At 49.7% G+C, this 17,409-nt stretch carries 14 protein-coding genes and 1 pseudogene; 10 read left to right on the top strand and 5 right to left on the bottom strand.

The features are described from left to right. Positions 1 to 32: 32 nt before the first annotated feature. Complete coding sequence (gene thrB / locus ON05_RS07145; protein WP_010470835.1) at positions 33 to 959, bottom strand: homoserine kinase; 927 nt, start codon at positions 957 to 959, stop codon at positions 33 to 35. Between the two features lie 216 nt (positions 960 to 1,175). Here thrB and ON05_RS07140 point away from each other — a divergent pair, with 216 nt between their 5' ends. Next, positions 1,176 to 2,486, top strand: a complete 1,311-nt coding sequence (locus ON05_RS07140; protein ID WP_010470833.1) for a pitrilysin family protein — start codon at positions 1,176 to 1,178, stop codon at positions 2,484 to 2,486. A 10-nt stretch (positions 2,487 to 2,496) separates the two neighbouring features. Next, positions 2,497 to 3,822 (top strand): pitrilysin family protein, encoded by a 1,326-nt coding sequence (locus ON05_RS07135; protein ID WP_010470831.1) that lies wholly within the window; start codon positions 2,497 to 2,499, stop codon positions 3,820 to 3,822. On the opposite strand, the gene sipA is transcribed toward ON05_RS07135, so the two are convergent. Then, the gene (gene sipA, locus ON05_RS07130) at positions 3,819 to 4,043 is read right to left on the bottom strand and encodes a regulatory protein SipA (protein ID WP_010470829.1); all 225 of its coding nucleotides are present in this window, start codon (positions 4,041 to 4,043) and stop codon (positions 3,819 to 3,821) included. The two genes, ON05_RS07135 and sipA, sit on opposite strands and share 4 nt — an antisense overlap. 136 nt (positions 4,044 to 4,179) lie before the next feature. Here sipA and folD point away from each other — a divergent pair, with 136 nt between their 5' ends. The 3 genes from folD to ON05_RS07115 all read left to right on the top strand — a co-directional run bounded on the left by folD (position 4,180) and on the right by ON05_RS07115 (position 6,637). Further along, positions 4,180 to 5,067: a bifunctional methylenetetrahydrofolate dehydrogenase/methenyltetrahydrofolate cyclohydrolase FolD gene (gene folD, locus ON05_RS07125; RefSeq protein WP_010470826.1), complete on the top strand. Its 888-nt coding sequence runs from the start codon at positions 4,180 to 4,182 to the stop codon at positions 5,065 to 5,067. A 113-nt stretch (positions 5,068 to 5,180) separates the two neighbouring features. Further along, positions 5,181 to 6,131 (top strand): geranylgeranyl diphosphate synthase CrtE, encoded by a 951-nt coding sequence (gene crtE, locus ON05_RS07120; protein WP_010470824.1) that lies wholly within the window; start codon positions 5,181 to 5,183, stop codon positions 6,129 to 6,131. Positions 6,132 to 6,172: 41 nt separating this feature from the next. Beyond that, a complete protein-coding gene (locus ON05_RS07115; RefSeq protein ID WP_010470823.1) occupies positions 6,173 to 6,637 on the top strand; it encodes a divergent PAP2 family protein in 465 nt (154 codons plus the stop codon). Here ON05_RS07115 and ON05_RS07110 read toward each other — a convergent pair. Continuing rightward, complete coding sequence (locus tag ON05_RS07110; RefSeq protein ID WP_010470822.1) at positions 6,634 to 7,056, bottom strand: type II toxin-antitoxin system HicB family antitoxin; 423 nt, start codon at positions 7,054 to 7,056, stop codon at positions 6,634 to 6,636. The genes ON05_RS07115 and ON05_RS07110 overlap by 4 nt on opposite strands. Before the next feature lie 93 nt (positions 7,057 to 7,149). On the opposite strand from ON05_RS07110, the gene bchH reads away from it, so the two are divergent. Next, positions 7,150 to 10,935: a magnesium chelatase subunit H gene (gene bchH / locus ON05_RS07105; protein ID WP_010470821.1), complete on the top strand. Its 3,786-nt coding sequence runs from the start codon at positions 7,150 to 7,152 to the stop codon at positions 10,933 to 10,935. A 4-nt stretch (positions 10,936 to 10,939) separates the two neighbouring features. On the opposite strand, the gene ON05_RS07100 is transcribed toward bchH, so the two are convergent. Continuing rightward, positions 10,940 to 11,443 (bottom strand): DUF3368 domain-containing protein, encoded by a 504-nt coding sequence (locus tag ON05_RS07100; RefSeq protein WP_236618879.1) that lies wholly within the window; start codon positions 11,441 to 11,443, stop codon positions 10,940 to 10,942. Beyond that, the gene (locus ON05_RS07095; RefSeq protein WP_010470819.1) at positions 11,421 to 11,675 is read right to left on the bottom strand and encodes a UPF0175 family protein; all 255 of its coding nucleotides are present in this window, start codon (positions 11,673 to 11,675) and stop codon (positions 11,421 to 11,423) included. Before ON05_RS07095 ends, ON05_RS07100 begins: the two co-directional genes overlap by 23 nt. A gap of 227 nt (positions 11,676 to 11,902) precedes the next feature. Between ON05_RS07095 and ON05_RS07090 the strand changes: the two genes are divergently transcribed. The 4 genes and pseudogenes from ON05_RS07090 to ON05_RS38440 form a co-directional block, all read left to right on the top strand. After that, positions 11,903 to 12,964, top strand: coding sequence for a hypothetical protein (locus tag ON05_RS07090; RefSeq protein ID WP_010470818.1), 1,062 nt, complete (start codon positions 11,903 to 11,905; stop codon positions 12,962 to 12,964). A 53-nt stretch (positions 12,965 to 13,017) separates the two neighbouring features. Further along, a complete protein-coding gene (locus ON05_RS07085) occupies positions 13,018 to 16,284 on the top strand; it encodes a hypothetical protein (protein WP_201767948.1) in 3,267 nt (1,088 codons plus the stop codon). Continuing rightward, a complete protein-coding gene (locus tag ON05_RS07080; RefSeq protein WP_010470816.1) occupies positions 16,281 to 16,772 on the top strand; it encodes a hypothetical protein in 492 nt (163 codons plus the stop codon). Before ON05_RS07085 ends, ON05_RS07080 begins: the two co-directional genes overlap by 4 nt. Beyond that, positions 16,744 to 17,367, top strand: a pseudogene (locus ON05_RS38440) (pPIWI_RE module domain-containing protein); the annotation flags it as partial. The gene ON05_RS07080 and the pseudogene ON05_RS38440, both read left to right, overlap by 29 nt. Positions 17,368 to 17,409 lie beyond the last annotated feature (42 nt).

The raw sequence follows: 17,409 nt of genomic DNA, 5'->3' as shown, positions 1-17,409 counted from the left end.
GTCAGTAGAGGGTAGAGGCTGAGGGCAATGATTTAGGTGAACTGAGCGATAGCCCCTTGTCTATCTATCTTGAGTACCTGAGTCTTTACTGACCGATTGGCTGTTTGCCATTGATTGCGAATGGTAGATGCGATCGCATCTGCTGATTCACGACTCCCTAGGGCCAGCAATGTCGGTCCTGCACCACTGATCACCAAACCATAGGCCCCAGCATCTTGAGCCGCTTGGTAGGCATCCCTATACCCAGGAATTAACTTGAGTCGATAGGGCTGGTGCAACTTGTCTTCTAGCGCAGTTTTGAGCAGGGTTGGATCCGCCTGTTCTAGCCCTTTTAGCAAAAAGCCAAGATGGGCCATATTGAAAATCGCATCGCCATAACCACAAGTGTCGGGTAAGGCATTGCGAGCGAGATCCGTCTTTAGCTCAAAATCGGGAATCGCAACAATGGGAACCACCTCAGGGGACCAATCGATCGAACAGATTTGCCATCGGTCGTTGGTCTCGGCAGCCAGACAGCAGCCTCCCAACATAGCGGGTACGACATTATCTGGATGACCCTCCAGATTAATGGCCAACTGTAATAATTCCGATTGATCTAAAGGCTGGTTCGCCAGTTCATTTGCTCCGATTAGACCGGCAATAATCGCCGTGGCTGAACTGCCTAACCCTCTAGCCTGGGGAATCTCTAAATGGATATCGATTTGGATGGCGGGAGGCGTTTGGCCTAGATGTTGATACGTTGCAGCAAACGCTCGATAAACCAGATTTTGATCATCCGTCGGCAATTGATCTACCCCGTGTCCCGTGGCTTGGATCCGGGGCGACTCAGAGGGATCGGAAAGGAGCGTAAATTGAAAGCGATTATGGAGGGAGAGGGCTGCTCCTAAACAGTCGAAACCTGGACCAATATTGGCGGTTGTAGCGGGAACCTGAATCGTTAATGTTTGAGTATTCGACATGGGTGGAAGCGCCGGAAAGGTGGAAAGACAGAGAGGGGCTGAGGAACAGGATTCCCTAACGTCTTGTAGACTGGGGGTATATAGTAACCTCTCACAAAATCGTACTGGAACGACGAGCAGATTGTTCTCTTCTCCAGAGCTTAGTCTTGCTGATAAAAACTCGTTGGAACTTTAAAAACGTTTATTTCCTTGTCCCCAATGCCCTAACTCTGGTTGATGTGGTTTCATCACAATCCTTTTGAGAGCCAAGATTCTGCCCAGGCCATTGGGGCAGCTCAAGCGTATCCCGTCAATCAAACCCGATTGGAGAATGGATTAACCGTTGTACACCAATACATTCCCTTAGTCCCAGTGGTCGCCGTTGATATTTGGGTGAAGGCAGGGGTAACCTCAGAACCTGAATCCGTACCCGGGTTAGCGCATGTGTTAGAGCATATGATTTTTAAGGGGACTGAAACGGTTGCTCCCCAGTATCTAGACCGGTTACTAGAGCGACAAGGGGGCATCGTTAATGCGGCGACGGGGTATGACTACGCTCATTTCTATATCGTCACCCTGGCCGATCAGCTCGAAGCCTGCTTTGCCCCATTTGTGAACCTCCTCATCCATGCAACGATTCCTGAAGCAGAGTTTAGACAGGAACAAGACATTATCTGTGCCGAAATTGATCAGGCTTATGATAATCCCGACTGGGTGGTCTATCAATCGGCTCGTCAACTGTTATTTTCTCACCATCCCTATGGTCGTCCCGTGCTGGGGTTTGACGAACTCCCTCCCCTGCTGTCTGCTGCCCATACGCGAGATTTTCACCATCGGCTCTATCAGCCGGACAATATGACGATCGTTCTGGTGGGTGATCTGACCCATGAACAAGCCATTGACTTGGTCCAGAAGCATTGTGATTGGCCTCAAGCTCTTTTGGGTCGAAAACCACCACCCCTCAGCCCCCTGATACCTTTGAGCCAACGCAGTTGCCATGCGATGGAAACCCCTGGGATTGACCAAGCGCGGTTGACCATGGCTTGGTTAGGACCTGATGTTAGTGCGTCTGCGCAGGGTTACGGGTTGGATCTGTTGTCGGTGCTATTGACTGGCGGACGAACCTCCCAATTGGTGGCCGATCTATTAGAACAAAGGGGCTGGGCTTATGATATTCACAGTGAATTCTTCCTCCAGCGAGAAGGGGGTTGTTTCACCATCTCCGTTTGGTTAGATCCCCAGTACCTAGAGGGGGTGGAAACGGTAATTAGAGAGTATCTCTATCAGCTAGGAGAATCCTGCATTTCTGAGACAGAGCTGCATCGGTGCCAACAGTTGGTGGTCAATGACTTTACATTTGGCACGGAAATGGTCAATCAGTTGGCCGGATTATACGGGTATTACAGTATATTGGGCGAATTGGAACAAGCCTTGGCTTATCCCCAGCTGATTCAGGCTCTTGAACCTCAACACTTGCAAAACCTGGTTCAACAATACCTATCCCCAAACAATTACGCCATTACGACATTGCAACCCTGCTCTCTTTGAATCCCTCTGAATGCTGCCTCTTCCCTCTCCCCTGACCTCGGTGCCTGTTACGTCTGGTCTGCTCTGTCAGAAATTTCAGTTAGACAATGGCTTGGTGGTTTTAGTGACCGAAAACCCCATTGCCGATATTGTTGCGGCACGCATCTTTGTCGGGGCCGGTAGTACCCGCGAACCCGTGAACCAGTCTGGATTAGCTTACTTGGTGGCGGCAACCTTAACCAAAGGTACGTATCGGTTCTCTTCTGCGGAAATTGCGGAGCAGGTGGAATCGGTGGGAGCCAGTTTAGGGGTAGAACGGGCGCCCGACTATTTTTTACTGAGTCTGAAAACCGTTTCTGAGGACTTCTTGGATATCTTGACCCTGGCGGCTGAGTTACTTCGAACGCCCTCTTTCCCTGAGCCGGAAGTGGAGTTGGAAAAGCGGTTGGCGCTGCAGTCCATTCGGTCGCAGCAAGAGCAGCCCTTTACCTTGGCACTAAAGGGATTGCGGCAGTCCCTTTTTCCCCCAGGGCATCCCTATACCCAGACAGGGCCAGGTGATCCTGATCAGATTGCTCAACTTCAGCCCACCGATCTCCACCAGTATCATCAGACCTATTTTCGGCCTGACAATATGGTGATTAGCCTATCGGGAAATTTAAAGGCGGCCGAGGCGGTGAGGTATTGCCAGCAGGTGTTTGGAGATTGGTCTGCACCTAAACAGCAGTTGCCTCCGCCACAAGCTTTACAGCCAGCAGCGAAGCCTGCCTTAACGACTGAATCTAATCTTTCGGTTATCTCTCAACCGACCCAGCAAAGTATTGTTATGTTGGGCCATCTAGCCCCTTCGGTACTGGGAGCAGACTATGCAGCATTGAAGTTGCTGTACACCTACCTGTGTAATGGCCTGTCTAGCCGCTTATTTGTGGAACTGCGTGAACAGCAGGGACTGGCCTATGAGGTGTCGGGGTTTTATCCGACTCGTCTCGGGCCTTCGCATTTTGTGGTGTATTTGGGGACTGCTGCGGATAATACTGCGATCGCACTGACGAAACTCCAAGCGGAAATCGATCGCCTTCGTCAACAGCCCCTCTCTAATCAGGAAATAGAAGCTGCCCAAAGTAAGCTTCTTGGCCAATATGTATTGGGTAAGCAAAGTAATGCTCAATTGGCCCACCTGATGGGCTGGTACGAAGCGTTGGGATTAGGCATCCACTACGATCAGACTTTCCCAAAACAGATCGAGAGCCTAGATGTTGAAACCGTTTACCAAGCCGCTTGTCAGCACCTCCACCCCTCCTATATTTCCCTAGTGGGTTCAGAAGCTGCGGTGCAGCCGTGGCTGACTCCCTCCTAGTCGGCGTCTACTTTTTCTAAATATTGACTGCTGAGTAAATAAGCCCCATTCTCCATGCGCACGCTCCAGTAATCCCCAGGTTCTCGGCTGAGGACCGTGCCTTCTTCACCAACGCGGATGACATCTGGAGGCCGCAACATGGGCATCGGCTCTGCCGTTTTGACATAGGGGGGGAGGGAAACAATACGAATGCGATCGCCAATATCAATAGATTCAGACATAGTTGGGCACGACTTCTTGAGTGCAAAGGGCCAGATGAAACTGTAACGTTGCCCCTTAGGTTAAGACTATCCCGAATTCTAAGGTAAGCCGATACAATCGAGAAGCACTTTTAACTGCATCTGAAGGACGTTACCGATGGCTGTTGAGTCTTCCAAGCTGCTGGACGGCAAGGGACTAGCCCAAAAAATTCAAGGGGAGCTGACTGCCCAAATTCAAACCTTGCAAACCGAAATCGGTCGCCCACCTGGATTAGCCGTTCTGATGGTGGGGGATAATCCAGCGAGTGCAGCCTATGTACGAAATAAAGAACGGGCCTGCGAACGGTTAGGGATTGCTTCTTTTGGTCACCATTTCCCTGCGGAGGTGACCTTTGAAGAAGTGAAGCAAACCATCCATGACTTAAATACGAATCCTCAAGTCGATGGCATTTTGGTGCAGTTGCCTCTGCCTTCCCATTTGGATTCCACAGCACTACTGTATGAGATTGATCCAGATAAAGATGTAGATGGTTTACATCCCCTAAACTTAGGGCGATTAGTGCGAGGTGAGGCAGGATTGCGCAGCTGTACCCCTGCGGGGGTGATGCGATTATTAGCAGCCTATGATGTGGAGCTGTCCGGTCTGCATGCGGTTGTTATTGGCCGCAGTATTTTGGTAGGCAAACCCGTATCTTTGATGCTGTTGGCAGCCAATGCCACGGTGACGATGGCCCATTCTCGCACCTCTGATTTGGCTGCGGTTACCCGCACTGCGGATGTGTTGGTGGCGGCTGTCGGCAAGCCTGGACTGATTACGGCGGATATGGTTAAACCCGGAGCTGTGGTGATTGATGTGGGGATAAGCCGCCAAGAAATTGAAGGGAAAGCCCGCTTAGTAGGAGACGTGGAGTTTGCCTCAGTTCAGTCTCAAAGTTCATTGATTACCCCGGTGCCGGGAGGCGTCGGTCCCATGACCGTATCCATGCTTTTGGAGAATACCGTGTGGAGTTTTAGGCAACGGCACAAAGGATCATACAATAGTTGAACTAGCCTCATGGTTGAGATCGCATTGAATCACTGCTTTCAACAACTAGTGGGCTTTTTTTGCCCGACTTAGGGTGACCATTTCATCGTCAAAGATCACGAAGGATCACCAGGATGATATCCGCTGAAAACCCTCAGAAAACCTCATCAACTCAAGATTTGTCTGCTCCAACCCCCTCCAACTTTAACCTTGTAGACTATCTCTCTCAGCGGCGAGAACTTGTGGAGGCCGCCTTAGATGCCTCTATTCCCGTGGTCTACCCCGAAAAAATTTATGAGGCCATGCGGTACTCCTTGATGGCAGGAGGGAAGCGCCTTCGCCCCATTTTGTGTTTGGCGGCTTGTGAACTGGCTGGTGGCACCATTGAGATGGCCATGCCCACGGCCTGCGCCCTGGAAATGATCCATACCATGTCTCTCATCCATGATGATTTACCCGCCATGGACAATGATGACTTCCGCCGAGGGAAACCCACCAACCACAAAAAGTATGGGGAAGACATCGCTATTCTGGCCGGGGATGGGTTATTAGCTTATGCCTATGAGCATGTAGCGATTCAGACCCAACAGGTTCCCCCTGAACAGGTGTTGAAAGTCGTTGCTCGCCTGGGCCATGCAGTGGCCGCGACGGGTTTAGTGGGCGGTCAGGTCGTTGATCTGGAGTCAGAAGGTGCAGAAGACGTGACCCTCTCGACCTTGAATTTTATCCATGCCCATAAAACCGGGGCATTGCTAGAAGCTTCAGTTTTGTCGGGAGCTGAGCTGGCAGGGGCGAATCAAGACCTCTTGGACCGGTGCTCTAAATTTGCGCGTAATATCGGTCTGGCCTTCCAAATTATTGATGATGTGTTGGATGTAACAGCCACTAGCGAAAAGCTGGGCAAAACTGCCGGTAAAGATGTGGCGGCCCAGAAGGCGACGTATCCCAGTCTCTGGGGCATTCCGGAGTCTAAGCGACAAGCCCAACATTTAATCGAAGAAGCGAAAGCAGAGTTAGCGGTTTACGGAGAACAGTCAGCCCCGTTACAGGCCCTCGCTGATTTCATTACGTCTCGTCAATCTTAGATGCTGTCAATGCTCTCCTGGTCCAAGTTTCGACAATAGATATGCAGGATTTTGGCAATATTCTCCATAACCAGGTCTTGCTGGTTTCCCTTGCGGCGAGTTTGATTGCTCAAGGTCTCAAGATCATTATTGATCTGATTCAAAATGGCAAAATCAATTTCCGAGTGTTGGTAGAAACGGGAGGTATGCCTAGCTCCCATTCTGCCTCGGTGACAACCTTAGCTACCTGTGTGGGGCAAGTTCAGGGGTGGGACAGTACTGAGTTTGCGATCGCAACCGTTTTTGCCATCATCGTCATGTACGATGCTGCTGGCGTGCGTCAGGCCGCAGGAAAACAAGCCAAGGTCCTCAATCAAATTGTGGATGAAATGTTTCAAGAGCATCCCGAATTCAATGAAGACCGCCTCAAAGAACTTTTAGGTCATACCCCTGTGCAAGTGATAGTGGGCTCAATTCTGGGAGTTGCGATTGCCATACTGCTCGGCCCGGCTGGTTTACTCCTCTAACGTTCAGACTTTGTAGGGACCAGATCGTTGCGTATATATGCCAAGGCAGCGTTCACAAGATAGCTGGATCGATTACCGCCACTTTCAGCAACCTGGGTATCAATCTTGCTTAAAATCCGTTCAGGGATGGTGATATTGATCCACGTGGCTTTGCCCGACAGTTTGGAGAGATCAACCGACACGACGCCCCAAATTCCCTCTTCATAGTCAGGGTTATCGTAGTAAATATCCATCGGCTGAGGGAGGGGAATATCCTCTCCCTCAAGCAGTAGCCCCTCAACATGGCATTCAATAGCTTCAACCACATTGCTCATGGCTTCGTCCATCGTATCTCCAGCCGAAAAGCATCCAGGCAGATCGGGAACGGTTACCCCATAGGCACTATCAGTATCTTTATGAATTACAACTGGATATTGCATCGTCAAACGTAGATTTTTTGAATAAGTTTGAATCTATCTCTGAAAGATCATTAAGATTTAGGAAGAGACCTCAACCGATTTTAGGCTGCACCGATGGCACGGATTGTTCTGATTGCGGGATTTGAATCCTTTAATATCGACTTATATATCAGAGCGGCCGAGCTGGCACAAGCTCGCTGTCCGGGTTTGGAGGTGCGGATATTTAGTGATCGCGATATTAACGCTGCCCCAGAAGCCGTCACCGCCGCCTTGCAAGGAGCGGATGTCTTCTTTAGCAGCTTAGTCTTCGATTACGATCAAGTGCTGTGGCTACGGGAGCGAGTGCAGGATATTCCCATCCGCTTGGTATTTGAATCAGCGTTGGAACTGATGAGCCTGACCCAGTTGGGCAAGTTTGTGATTGGCGAGAAGCCCAAAGGGATGCCCAAGCCCGTCAAATACATCCTGGATAAATTTGGCAGTGGTAAAGAAGAAGACAAACTCGCCGGGTATATCAGCTTTCTCAAAGTCGGTCCTAAGCTGCTCAAGTATGTGCCCGGTAAAAAGGTCCAAGACTTACGGAACTGGTTGATTATTTACGGCTATTGGAATGCGGGTGGTCCTGAGAATGTGGCCGCCATGTGCTGGACCCTGGCCGAGAAATATCTCAACCTACCCCTCAACGCGGAAATTCCACCCCCCATCGAGACCCCTAATATTGGTCTGCTCCATCCAGACTATGAAGGGTATTTTGAATCTCCCCAAGACTACCTGGACTGGTACAAAATTAATCGGCTGCCCTTCCTTTGGAAAGCGGGAGCAACCTCCACAACCCAACATATTCACTTTGCCCAGCCCCCCGTTGTCGGGATTCTGCTGTATCGCAAGCATGTAATCACTAAACAGCCCTATATTCCCCAGATGATTCGTAAATTTGAGGAAGCGGGGCTGATTCCTTTGCCCATCTTTATTAACGGGGTGGAAGGCCATGTGGCCGTGCGGGATTTAATGACCACCCGCCACGAACAGGATCAACGGCAACAGGGCACCAAGGAAATTCTGTCTTTGTCTGAAAAGGCAGCGGAGGTAGATGCGATTGTCTCGACAATTGGTTTCCCCCTCGTCGGCGGTCCCGCAGGATCGATGGAAGCGGGACGGCAAGTGGCCGTGGCCAAGCAGATTCTCAGTGCCAAGAATGTGCCTTATCTGGTTGCCGCCCCTTTGCTAATTCAAGATATTTATTCCTGGACTCGCCAAGGAATCGGTGGATTGCAGAGTGTGGTGCTCTATGCCCTGCCCGAACTCGATGGCGCCATTGATACGATTCCCCTAGGTGGGCTGGTTGGTAATGATATTTACATTGTGCCCGAACGGGTCGATCGCCTCACCGGACGGCTGAAACAGTGGATTGCCCTCCGCCAGAAACCAATAGCCGATAGGAAGTTAGCCATTCTCCTCTATGGATTTCCACCGGGATACGGGGCGACTGGAACTGCAGCGCTACTGAATGTGCCGAAATCTCTCTTAAGTCTGCTCAGATCCCTAAAATCCCAAGGCTATAACGTGGGAGATTTACCAGAAGATGGCGAAGAAATCGTCAACTGGGTGCGGGAAGCAGATAATGGCTTAGTCGATCCAGCCCAGATGAATGGTCATGCTGGAAGCACCTCCGTCAATGTCCGCCAGCTGGAACGGTGGCTGGGATATTTGCTGACCCATCGGATTGAAAAGCAGTGGGACTCCCTAACGGGGACGGGGATTAAGACTAATGGCGAGGAATTTAGCGTCGGCGGCATTCAGATGGGGAATGTCTGGATTGGTGTGCAGCCGCCGCTAGGCTTATCCGGTGACCCCATGCGTCTGATGTTTGAGCGGGATTTAACGCCTCATCCTCAATATGCGGCCTTTTACAAATGGCTGCAAAATGGCTTCCAAGCCGATGGGGTGATTCATTTTGGCATGCACGGCACCGTCGAATGGCTCCCCGGCAGCCCCCTGGGGAATACCGGCTATTCCTGGCCGGATGTGCTGTTGGGGAACATTCCTAACCTCTATATCTATGCGGCTAATAATCCTTCGGAGTCGATCTTGGCAAAGCGTCGAGGATATGGCGTTTTGATCTCCCATAATGTCCCACCCTATGGTCGAGCTGAACTCTACAAAGAGCTAGCCGCCTTGCGCGATCTGATCCAGGAATACCGAGAAGATCCAGAAAAAAATGCGGTGCTGCGGGAGGCCATCTGCAAAAAGATTATTGATGCGGGAATTGATGCAGATTGTCCGTTCCAGGAAGCCAAGCAGTTGGGTATTGAATTTACCCCTGAGAATGCCCGCATGTTTAGTGCCGACGCTTTTAACCACTATCTAGTGGAGCTATATGAATATCTGCAAGTTTTAGAAACGCGGTTATTCTCTTCTGGGCTGCATGTACTAGGGGAATCCCCCGATGCTGAAAAGCTGGAAAGTTACCTTCAGGCTTACTTTGGAGAAGAGTTACCAGAGGATGAGATCGCAGCCGTTGCTACGGGTGAAGAATCCGATCAAATTCGCCAACGGTTTGAACTCAATGGCAGTACGCCTAAGTTGGAAGAAGCCCTACAAATCCGGAGTCTACTGGCCCAAACTGGGGATGAACTCACCAACTTACTGCGGGGCTTAAACGGAGAATACGTACCCCCAGCCCCTGGTGGAGACTTGCTCCGTGATGGTCCCGGGGTCTTACCCACAGGACGAAATATCCATGCCCTTGACCCCTATCGGATGCCCTCCCCTGCCGCCTATGAGCGAGGTCGGGAGATTGCTCGTAAGATATTGGAGCAAAACCTGGAAGAAAAAGGCAGCTACCCAGAAACCGTCGCCGTGATGCTGTGGGGATTAGATGCCATTAAGACTCGCGGGGAATCCATCGGTATTCTTCTAGAACTCGTGGGGGCAGAACCGATTAAAGAAGGGACAGGACGAATTGTTCGCTATGGTCTGACGCCCTTAGATCAGCTCGATCACCCCCGTGTAGATGTTTTGGCGAATCTGTCTGGCATCTTCCGAGATAGCTTTGTCAATATTATTGAGCTGTTGGATGACCTGTTCTTACGAGCGGCGGAAGCAGACGAACCCCCAGACCAGAACTTTATTCGCAAACATGCCCTAGCCTTGAAAGAGCAGGGAGTCGAGAACGTCTCTGCTCGTCTCTTTTCTAACCCTGCCGGGGATTTTGGCTCTTTGGTCAATGACCGGGTGACGGACTCCAACTGGGAATCTTCGGATGAGTTGGGGCAAACCTGGAGCGATCGGAATGCTTTTAGCTATGGTCGTAATGACAAAGGCCAAGCCCGCCCTGAGGTTCTGCAAACCTTACTGAAGAGTACAGAGCAAATCGTCCAAGAAATTGACTCTGTGGAATATGGTTTGACGGATATTCAGGAATATTATGCGAATACAGGTGGTCTGAAGTTAGCAGCGGAGCAACAGCGGGGCAGCAAGGTCAAAGCCAATTTTGTTGAAAGTTTCTCCAAAGACACGACCCCTCGTGATTTAGATTCGCTGTTGCGGATGGAGTACCGAACTAAGCTTCTCAATCCTAAATGGGCAGATGCAATGGCGGATCAAGGCTCTGGCGGGGCCTACGAGATTTCTCAGCGGATGACGGCACTCATTGGCTGGGGTGGCACTGCTGATTTCCAGGAAGGGTGGGTCTATGACCAAGCTGCAGATACCTATGCATTGGATGCTGAGATGGCGGAAAAACTTCGCCAAGCCAATCCCGAAGCCTTTCGCAATATTGTAGGCAGAATGCTGGAGGCGCAGGGTCGAGGATTTTGGAGTCCTGATCAAGATACCTTGGATCAACTCCGAGCCTTGTACGAGCTAACGGATGAAGAATTAGAAGGGGTGAGCGTTTAAAGGATTAATCATCCTCTCCTGCCTGCTGCATTAGCAATTTGATTACATCTTGCGATAGCCACAGACCAGCACACTCAATGGCTTTCAACGCTGGGATGATTGATGGAATCACCCCTCTACGTTTTGCCAGCACAAGAAGACCTCCTGTTCCTAATGTTCGGATTCTCAAGGTCTTCGCACAGCGACGAGCTGCTTTGTCATCAACAATAGCCCAGTATTGGTGGTGGTTAAATGCATAACTCAAGACTTCTGACTCTCCAGCACCTAATCCCCAGGCGAAAATTTCACCAGAAATTTCCGAAAGCTCCAGTCGTTTAACCCATGACGTGGTTGGTAATGCCCGTGCTGCAATATCCTCTTTGCTATCAGTTACTTCTTCCCAAACAGCGGCCGGTACGATAATTTCGTTGAATAGCTTGGGCAAGAGCTGTTCTAGCTGACCTTTAAACAGAATAATCAAGGGAGAGGCATCAACGACAACCCTCTCAATTGGCATCTGCAAGTTCATCAATCAATTCCTCTGCTGTGTATTGCAAAGGTGAAACCTTATACCGAACTAAAGCGTTAATAAATTCTGCCCGATTTAAACCAGAGATCTCGGCAGCTTTACCTTGGGAAATTTCCCCAAGCTCATACCATTTCACAGCAGCCGCAATTCGCATCTCTTGTGCAAGCTCTTCAGGATCTTTACGTAAAGTGGCAAAAACATCATCAGGTAGCTGAATGGAAAGATTATGCATTGTCTAGCTCTGTCTATTGATACATAAAAGGTAGATTTTCTAGGTTGCATTGTTATTGCAAATATAGGTTTCCACAACGAGAAAGCTTGTTATTTTAGTAAATTTGTACTAAAGTAATCTAACTCATCAAATCCCATAAAAGCCTAGCAGGTATAGTGCTGATGTTGGCATCGATCTGTGAGACGGAAAGCAATGCTGTAGACACTTGATAATCGTCTCAAGGGCAAATGTATAAACAATTCAATCCAAAAGAAATTCTATTTATTAAGCTGTGTAAGGGGCTCGTGACTGTCTGCGATCGCATCAATCATGGTCAGCCTGCATACATCGTTGATGCGGCTCAGCCATTCCCACAGCCATTATACGAAGCCTTCCAATCATTGAGCCTGAAATGGCTACTGCAGGGTGATGAACCGAAAGGCAGGAAAATGAAGCACCCCTCTATCCTCTGCTTGATTGAGGCTGCCCGCAAATCAACAGAAGCAATAGACCCTGATTTTGCTGAGTTGGTTGATTTCCCAGGTGAGCCGCTGATTGAAGAACTATCGCGACCGTCTGAGGAATGCGAAGCATGGGCCAGTGAATATGCCTTAAATCTTGAGCGAGATCAAAATCAAAGCTACATTCTCGACCTGATGAATGAAATTAGAAGACTCAGCCTACCTGACAGTGTTTACGTATCTATCCGTCGCTTTATTGCTGAGCATCCCTTTCCCTCGGAATTTGAGATTGCCCGTTTTCGGTCGGACAACCCAGAAATAGAGTCTGTGCAGGATTTTCTCATGCAGGCATACCGGGAAGCCCCGCCACAGTCCAGTACGCTACCGCTTTGTAAAACCTGTGGCGGTTACTTGGATTGTGCGGCTGCAGAGCTTGGCTATTGCAAACCCCTAACAGAAGAAGTGAGCAGAGCACCAATAGAGGACACAGTGATTTGCTTGATTAGACCTTCTCTTCTGGAGTTGCGCCTAGCAAAAACTTTGCAGGATATGGGCTTGACAGTCGAACTGTGGCCACAGCTTGATCAAGCAGACCTGAAAGTAACCTTTCCAAACGGAGAGATTTGGGCCGTCGACGCCAAAGACTGGGGGAGCGCTACAAAGCTAGTTCACACGCTGGGGCAAGATGAGATTCCTGATATTGGACAGTCGACATCTTTTTTTATCGTCCCTGACTATCGCTGGAACAACCTCGCCTATCAAGCAACGATTGAGGCTCAGTATGTCGGAGAGCCTCCTATACTCTCAGAGTCAGAATTAGTCAAGCAGGCGAAGAGGGCATTGTTGTGAGGGATAGGACAACCTGGCTAGTATCTCTCAGACGAAAGTTTTCAGGCATTGGGTTGCCGAAGGTTTCAGTTTTTATCCGTACAGAGCTATTGCTGTATGCACTGCTTACTTACTTCCCCCATCAGCCGATTGAGAAGGCTCATTGGTTGCTGCAAGGGTACCGCGAACCTGGGATCACAAACGATCAGTGGCATATTCTGACGCATCTACGCCACTTAGCATCGGAGTTTCAGAGTTCCATTAGTTGGGAGCTAGCCCTGCGCGCCTATGACGAACTGGCTGAAAGTCCAATCTCAAGCTGGCTTGGGTTCGACATTGACTACGATGCAAATACAATCACGCCTACCAGAAACAGGGTTCTTGAGCGCTATACCACCTATGAACGTGTATTGACGGAAGACCCACTGCACTTTCTCACGCAAGAATATAAACCTGCTCCGGTTGGAGAATATACATTCAATCTCAATCCAAAGCTGCAACGAAATATCCGCATTCCGGCAACGCTGGCGTCCATTGGTGCGTCATACGTTTCTAGTGTCCCGAACATCGACACCTCAAGCAGTTGTGACTCCATCCAGGTTGAGCTAACTGACTTATTTGCGCAAGGCACAGCTCTACAATCTCAGATTGGATATGATGCGGGAGCTGTTTTGCAGCAATCTGTATATCGGGATATTCAAAACGATGAGATCGCAACGGCTATCTGCATTAATGGTCAGGCCCATATCCTGGGACCAACTGGAAGCGGAAAATCCACTCTAATTGATTGCTTAGTGGCCCTGTTGATAGAGAGAGGGAAGCGGGTTGCGATCGCAACCAACAGCGTCGGCGAAGTTCAAGATTGGCTAGAGTTTGCTCAGAAGATTGGCATTCGGGCAGTACCCGTTATCGGTGAATCAGAGCGACACAAACATCTCAGTCGTTTAAATCAGGCTGTGATGTTCAGTAATTCACAGCAGCCCTTTACGCATCCTGGCTTTCGATGGTTAAGTCAAGCCTGTCCACTTTATGCCCTAGCTGACCCAAGCATTCCCCAACCCGCAGAGGGGCAACGCAGCCGACCTCCATGCTTTCAAAAGCTTCAAGACAAGGCCGAGAAGAAATTTGACTGTCCATTGGTACCTATCTGCCCCCGACATATCAATGCTGACGAATTGAAAGAGGCACAGCTCATTGTTGGGACTCTGCCAGGTTTTATTCACAAGAGAGTGGCCAGTCATGACTTGGCTGAGAACCTCACCATGTTGGAGTATCTTGCCCTGACCACTGATTTATTCATCATTGACGAAGTGGACCTAGCTCAGCCCAAGCTGGATGAAATTTTTTACCCAACCGTTGCACTGGCGTCTTTTAAGACTGTAGATACGTGGACAAGAACAGAAGCTCATCAGCACGTAACAGGTCCTCTGGAAGGTGAAGTTGTTGTACCTGGAGTTTTGAACGACCCTTATCTAGAGTATTCAGAAGATCAGCGGCATCTCGCTAATCGTAGTATCGGTGCTCTCATGTATTTGATACGGAATATTGCCGAAAGTCTGAAGGGTAAATCTTCGAAGCAAGCCATCGAGAGGTTACTACAAGCCTACACACGGGAAGGAAGGATCTTTAGTGCCTGGACTCTCTTCGACAAGCTGGCGAAACACCTGTCGGGACTAGCCCATGTGGAACGAAGTGTTCATAAAGTACGGCAGCAGACCGTTAACAAACGTGAACGTAGCTACGAGCGCTATCGTGAGCTTTTTAAGCGGGTGCAAGATAATCTTGTACAGCCCGATCTAACAGGACTTGAATCTGCTGATCGAAGGCTGGTTGAGAGTCTGGCGCGAGTATCAGGTGTACTTCTAGCTGGTGATCTGTTGACGGCGGTCCCCCATCCCTACTGCGAAGACTTTATCCTCACAACACGCTGGGATACTGATTTAGCTACGTTGGAACCTACCTCTACTGATTCTGACTGTTTTATCATTAATCTGGCGACGTTGCTGCAGCTCGCAATCTACTCCGCACACGTCTTAGGAGCGTTGGGCAAGCATATCTCCGCGAGACAGCGTGCTGATTTGTCCCTGGAATCAACCTTACCCATCACACCCCCCCGAGACTTCAACGGACTGCTACCTAATTCTCCAGTGGGTTCCGTAACGAGCGCCCAATTTACGCAAGGACATCTCAATATTTTTCGCGGTATCGCGGTAGGTAGAGCATTGCTAAGTCAGTGGTACTCAATATTTAATGTGGATGGCATGACCCCAGCGAACCTCTTGCTGACCTCCGCAACCAGCTATTCGGGGACGCAAGCTCAATCCTATCCTTTCCATGTTCAATTGCCACCGACACTGTTGATTGAGCCTCCCTCTAGAAAAAGGAAAGCTGTGGCCCAGGACAGTGAGTTTTTCTACTGCCCTGTCTCAGACGATGCAGGCAATCCCGTTTTCATCTCGGGCAGTCAGGGGGAACGACGCACAGAAAATATTGGCCATATGGTTTCTGGGCTGTGCCGCTCTCCTAAGCACAGCAAGGCACTGATTGATCTGTTCCAAGACTACTTAGAGACTAGCTTTGGGGCTGATCGCAAAAATTTACTGCTGGTCACTAACAGCTATGCGGAGGCTGAGACCTTCTACAACGTGCTCAAGCATCCGTACCAGGATAAAGCCTCCTATGTAGTTGCTGATGGTCAGTGGAAATCCCACGATCAAGTGGCTCGTTCTAAGTTGACCGAATTTCCAGACGGCGGTAAAGAACTGCTGATTGCTCCGATGGGTGCAATCTCTCGTGCCGTCAACCTAATGCATCCCAATAGCGGAGAGCCATACTTCGGCGGCATTGTCATTGTGGTCAGACAACATCCTCGTCCAGACGATAATCAAGTTGTTGTCAGCGCAGTCAATAAAGAAACCATTGACATCATGGGCCGACGTGCTGTTGAGGTCACGCAAAGACGTGCCCGACAGGTTCGAGATGTGGTTCTCGAAGTTCCTCAGATTTTCTCTAATTTGCCAGATTCCATTGCAGATATTGCACTCAAGGATCCCTTGGTCTGGACTCTAGCTGTCAACCTGACTCAGTTGATTGGACGCAGTACCCGTGGGGGACGTCCGACCGTGATTTGGTTCACCGATGCAGCTTTCATGCCCAATACTGCAAAAGGCGATCCAGCTAGTGATACAGAGAAAAACTCAGTGATACGCGCTGTCCGCACGCTGCTGGGAGATGCGATTAGCAAAGGTGGAGAGTCTAGCCCAATCATTGAGACGCTGTATGGCCCGATTTACCATCCGCTGAACCGACTGACCCATTTTGTTACTGGAGTAAAGCTTTGAGCACAAAATACAAATACTTTCAGCCTCTGTCCCTTGAGTACACCGACACGCTCACCGAAGGGATTACGGGCTATACAATGCCGCTGCCCAATCTAGAGAAATTCGAGGCCCATTATGATGAGCCAAAGAAGAGGGCACCGACAACTCCACTTCTAGGTACGCTCCGGTTACTGCTGCCACAACTTCGAGCGATCAACCGTCTGAGAATTGGCAAAGATCAAAAGCCTAACCCTCAAGCATTTTTAGCCTCTAAACTGATTGAGCCAGAGGCCCTTGCCTTGATCTTTAGAAAGTGGGTTGAGGTTTGCTATCCAGAGTCAGCACACGCAGCACTGATGCCATATTGCAGACCAGAGCAGTTTCGTTGGTCTAAAGTTACTGCAACGGATCAGGAGTATTGGGCACCTGCATGGGCACTTGCACTACAGCTCACCCAGCACCAATACCAATTAGGGGAACATCCACCTGTTCGGTCCAGGACGCAGTAGCAATACAGTTGAGTTAGTCTCCTGGCCCCCATTTCGAGGAATCCACAATCATCGGACATCAGTTGCTGTCATTCTCTCCACCCAGAGTGACCTGGACACCCGGAAAATAAACCTGCATTTCAAAATGAAACGCTGGATCGTCAAGCAGAAGGAAGAATCGGGTATCCGGCTAAAGAAGAGAACGACGCACTGCTACGTGAGGAGATCGCAACCCTGGCTAGGTGACTATAATCTTCAAGATCCTAACGCATTCACTAGTCTGGAAGCTAACTACCGCCAAGAAGAGGATGACTATGTTCCTCAATGGAAAAGGCAGCGAATACTTAGGATTCTAGAACGCCTAACTGTGAGGCTTCCTGCTATTGCAGATGTGCTGGCCAGTCCACTGAACTTTCTTGACACAGACCACACTGACATTTTGATTCCTGCCCGCAGCCACCAAAAAGCCGGATGGGGGACAGGAGTGCCGTTCGCAGATGAGAGAGCCTTCCTCCAGCAGATTAAGGCAGTGCTGCCGTCGAGTGTCAGCTTGACTCAGCCGTGGAAGAAGCTGTCTATTTCTAGAGAGACTAAATCCAACCTTCAACAGAGATTTAAGTCTAATCCAGAAATCAAGAAGCCGTCGCAGGGTAAGCTA

It is taken from the genome of Acaryochloris sp. CCMEE 5410, assembly GCF_000238775.2.
Taxonomy (GTDB): Bacteria; Cyanobacteriota; Cyanobacteriia; order Thermosynechococcales; family Thermosynechococcaceae; genus Acaryochloris.
Note: the sequence above shows the minus strand (reverse complement) of the source record. Positions and strands in the feature narration are given on the sequence as shown.

Excerpts from the sequence above, each read along its gene's own strand:
- ON05_RS07115 (WP_010470823.1), top strand. The coding sequence starts at position 6,173 with ATGCAGGATTTTGGCAATATTCTCCATAACCAGGTCTTGCTGGTTTCC.
- folD (WP_010470826.1), top strand. The coding sequence starts at position 4,180 with ATGGCTGTTGAGTCTTCCAAGCTGCTGGACGGCAAGGGACTAGCCCAA.
- ON05_RS07090 (WP_010470818.1), top strand. The coding sequence starts at position 11,903 with ATGTATAAACAATTCAATCCAAAAGAAATTCTATTTATTAAGCTGTGT.
- ON05_RS07140 (WP_010470833.1), top strand. The coding sequence starts at position 1,176 with ATGTGGTTTCATCACAATCCTTTTGAGAGCCAAGATTCTGCCCAGGCC.
- crtE (WP_010470824.1), top strand. The coding sequence starts at position 5,181 with ATGATATCCGCTGAAAACCCTCAGAAAACCTCATCAACTCAAGATTTG.
- thrB (WP_010470835.1), bottom strand. The coding sequence starts at position 959 with ATGTCGAATACTCAAACATTAACGATTCAGGTTCCCGCTACAACCGCC.
- sipA (WP_010470829.1), bottom strand. The coding sequence starts at position 4,043 with ATGTCTGAATCTATTGATATTGGCGATCGCATTCGTATTGTTTCCCTC.
- ON05_RS07100 (WP_236618879.1), bottom strand. The coding sequence starts at position 11,443 with ATGAACTTGCAGATGCCAATTGAGAGGGTTGTCGTTGATGCCTCTCCC.
- ON05_RS07110 (WP_010470822.1), bottom strand. The coding sequence starts at position 7,056 with ATGCAATATCCAGTTGTAATTCATAAAGATACTGATAGTGCCTATGGG.
- ON05_RS07095 (WP_010470819.1), bottom strand. The coding sequence starts at position 11,675 with ATGCATAATCTTTCCATTCAGCTACCTGATGATGTTTTTGCCACTTTA.
- bchH (WP_010470821.1), top strand. The coding sequence starts at position 7,150 with ATGGCACGGATTGTTCTGATTGCGGGATTTGAATCCTTTAATATCGAC.
- ON05_RS07135 (WP_010470831.1), top strand. The coding sequence starts at position 2,497 with ATGCTGCCTCTTCCCTCTCCCCTGACCTCGGTGCCTGTTACGTCTGGT.